This window comes from Legionellales bacterium, from assembly GCA_026125385.1.
Taxonomy (GTDB): Bacteria; Pseudomonadota; Gammaproteobacteria; order JAHCLG01; family JAHCLG01; genus JAHCLG01.
In genome coordinates this window covers 1-3,178 of record JAHCLG010000066.1, presented here as the reverse complement: position 1 = coordinate 3,178, position 3,178 = coordinate 1, and the positions used below count along the sequence as shown (strand labels likewise).

General features: G+C 39.7%; 3 protein-coding genes. 1 reads left to right on the top strand and 2 read right to left on the bottom strand.

Annotated features, from left to right (window positions below; translation table 11 throughout):
* Window positions 1-11 precede the first annotated feature (11 nt).
* Together KIT27_12400 and KIT27_12395 are read right to left on the bottom strand one after the other, a co-directional pair.
* Complete coding sequence (locus KIT27_12400) at window positions 12-299, bottom strand: hypothetical protein (GenBank protein MCW5590446.1); 288 nt, start codon at window positions 297-299, stop codon at window positions 12-14.
* Window positions 300-310: 11 nt separating this feature from the next.
* A complete protein-coding gene (locus KIT27_12395; protein MCW5590445.1) occupies window positions 311-1,906 on the bottom strand; it encodes an APC family permease in 1,596 nt (531 codons plus the stop codon).
* A 338-nt stretch (window positions 1,907-2,244) separates the two neighbouring features.
* On the opposite strand from KIT27_12395, the gene KIT27_12390 reads away from it, so the two are divergent.
* On the top strand, window positions 2,245-3,178 hold a 934-nt coding region (locus KIT27_12390; protein MCW5590444.1), incomplete at its 3' end, for a hypothetical protein.

Genomic DNA, 3,178 nt, shown 5'->3' with positions numbered 1-3,178 from the left:
AATCATTTGGATTAAGACTCACTCATCCAGGTTTGTAATGCATCAATAATTTTTTGGGCTTGATCGATACTCGAAATATTAAATTTAGATTTTTGTTTATATTCATCGAATTTCTTTTGGTAGCGACGAATGGTAAATTTGGCAGGGCCGTATTCATTTTTTTTCGCGTCCCAGTCTTGATATTTAAAAATAATAGTTGTCCATGCCCCTTTGCTCAAAATCCGCTTATCTAATTGTTTACTCAGCAAAACTCCGCCTTCTTCATAATCAATTGAAATATCATCGATAGTCATGGTCATTGTTTATCTCCTTAATGAATATGGTTTAATTGATTCTTAGCTGCCGCAAGTTCAACCGCACTGGGTTGTTCTTCGGTATTGGCACGCACGGCCACGGCTAATTTGAAGATAATTAAGCTAAATAAGCCAATGACTAAAAAATCCCAACCAAATGGAATTTTTCCTAAGCCATTGCCAAAACTGCCTAAATAAGAAATTACCGACATACCGATAAAATAAGGAAATATCCACCATGATTTATGCCAATAAATCGGTGAAGCGCTTGCATGAAATAATTTCCTATAACAAAAGAGATAAATATAGCCGATCATTAAGGCAATCATTACTTTTTCAAACGTATACCAGCCTGTCCAAAATACAATTAAATTGCAGATATAAAACGCTAAGGGTGTGAGTAAAGCAGCGCAAGGTAATTTAAAAGGTCTTTTTTCATGCGGGCGTTGATGCCGTAAACTCATTAACGCAATCGGGCCTGTGATATAGGCAATAACAATAGTTAATACTAAAAATCCTACCAAACTTTGCCAGCCAGGAAACGGTAATAATAAGATTAATCCCACGATGTAATTCATAAAGATGGCTTTGCCTGGGACGTGATGTGAATTTAATTGTTGTAACCATTTTGGCATGTAACCATTTTCACTCATCGCATAATTCATGCGTCCGGTGGACGCTGTATAATTAAATGCGGTGCCTAACGGAGAAAATACCGAGCTAAAATAAATTAACAACGAAAGCCAAAATAATCCTAAGCCAGCGGCAATACCAACAAATGGACCATTGGCTCCAGCAAATGTTAAGTTTTGCCAACCCGCGCTCAAGCTGCCAGCGGGTAAAATTGCGATGAAGACAAATTGCAAAGCAACATATAAAAATATACAAATTAGCAGGGAACCGATGACTGCTAAAGGAACAGCACGTTGCGGATTTTTCGCTTCTCCTGCTAGTTGCACGGCGGGAGTAAAACCAATAAATGAAAAAATAACTCCGGCTGTGGGAATGGATTTTACGACACCATGCCAGCCAAAAGGTAAAAATCCATCTTGTAGATGAAAATTATTCCAGTGCATGGCAATGCTGGCAAACACAATCAAGACAATAATCGGTGCTGCGAGTTTGATAATACCCATCACGCTGCCCACACGCGCAAATAATTTTGCCCCCAAAACATTAATTAACACTAACACCAGTAGTAAGCCCGCAGCGACTAACATACCGAGTTCGCTTAAAACCTGAGTATGATTAACAGGATGAACTAAGCCTGGAATGTAATTTGATGAATATTGTAAAATCGCTAACACCTCGATGGGTGGAATGGCAACACTCGAGAGCCAGGCCATCCATGCAATTGTAAAACTCACTAAACTATCGTGACTCATGTGAGAAAATTTAACTAATCCTCCAGCAACGGGATAAGTGGCAGAGAGTTCGGCTAAGGTGAGCGCAATGGTCATCATCATCAACCCCCCTAAAACCCAGGCAATAATCGCCGCAGGTCCAGCAATTTTTGCAACATAGAGCGGACCAAATAACCAACCAGACCCCACCATTGAGCCGACGGCGGTCATTAATAAAGCCCCTGTACCAATTGAACGCTTGAATTCCATCGAGAAGATCCTTATTTATTTCTGTAAACTTAAAAATTGCGCAATAATAGCATAGATTCAGTCAGTCAGCGATGAATTTTGTTTTGGTGCAGCCATGAATAAACCTTGTCTTAAGCTTAGGAAGTCAAGCGGTTTCACTTTACAAAATATCCTAATTAGGGACTTGAGATCTGAGATTTTTGGGCGCATAATGCGCTCAATTCAAGGGGTATCGACCGATAAGTAAAATAATAAATTAACTCCGGAGTTCTCTTATCATGCAGCAAACTTTTACATCACACTTTTTAAATTTACGACGCACCGTGTTGTTATAATAATAAAAGAGAAGTTACGCTATCATGAATCTTAATCCTTATTCCTTTTGGTTGATACAACAAAATAACGAGCAAGCGGCTCGAGTGCGGGCGCAAATTAATCAGGCTGCCCATGATACGCAGAAGCACGATAAGACTGCTTCGCAACATTCCCTAATTAATACCAACTCGATCCCCGTTCCTAGTTTGCTTGCCGCTGGTATTGGCAAAGAAATTCTCGAGAAAGCCGCTAGCAACGGTTCTACGTATGCCGATACCTTATATATGGGCACAGATGAATTTTCCACAACGCTAGCAAAAGCACCCACCGAAATGATTTCACTCGTCATTTCATTACTCGTTATGTTTTATTACTATGCCAAGGTCACTGAAGAAAACCCCAATTTAAACGAGGAAGATCAGGCAAAATTAATGGCTGAAACCTTATATTTGGGCGGAACCTATTTTATTTCTTTAATCACCTGGGAATATTCTGAATTACTCGCAACATTTTTAATTAAGCTGCTTTTAGGATCGCATCATGCGTTAAATCCACTGGGTGGTATGTTGGTTGGCGTGATTGTGGCGGTATTTGTGGGATTGGTCTGCACTATTTCCGATGCAATCCACAGCCATTATCTTGAAAAAGAAGAAATTTCTTTAACCAGATTATCAAAAGCATTTTTGATTTCATTTGTTGCGTGTTTTGCCTGGTATTTAATTAATACCATACCCTTGCTTAGTTATTGCTTACAAAATACAAATTTCACTCATCTGCAACATTCAGTAAGAGAAGTATTCATTAAAATTTCAACCTGGTTGGATAAGGCGTTAAGAATCATTGCCGAATTTTTCGTCGCGAAGAAATTATATGAGGTGGGGAATTCCGAGGATAGCAATAAGCAAACTCTTGCAGAGCCTAGCCCAGCGAGTAGCCTGGAACGGAGCGCAGCGAGTAGCCTGGAACGGAGCGCAGCGA